The 318-nt window shown below is 44.3% G+C and carries 1 protein-coding gene; it reads left to right on the top strand.

The features are described 5' to 3' along the window. Window positions 1–318, top strand: a 318-nt coding sequence (locus BHE89_RS00180; RefSeq protein ID WP_286145786.1) for a 3'-5' exonuclease, incomplete at both ends; no start/stop codon positions are given.

Raw genomic sequence — 318 nt, 5'->3', positions numbered from 1 at the left:
GAGACGTTGGCTTCTGAAACCGCAGACATGCCACTACATGTACAAACAGACCGAATTATTCGTGATTCAGGTTTAAAAGCGATGTATGAGCAGGAAAAAGGTGAAAAAGCGCAAGCCCGTATTGAAAACTTAGAAGAACTGGTCACGGCGACTCGCCAATTTAGCTATCAAGATGAAGACGAAGATTTAATGCCATTACAAGCGTTTCTTTCGCATGCCGCATTAGAATCAGGCGAAAGCCAGGCGGATGCGTATCAAGATGCCGTACAGTTAATGACGCTTCATTCGGCTAAAGGGCTCGAATTTTCACAAGTCTTT

The organism is Shigella sp. FC1967 (assembly GCF_001743005.1).
GTDB lineage: Bacteria > Pseudomonadota > Gammaproteobacteria > Enterobacterales > Enterobacteriaceae > Proteus.
The sequence above is the reverse complement of the archived record's forward strand: the minus strand, read 5'-3'. Positions and strand labels throughout refer to the sequence as shown.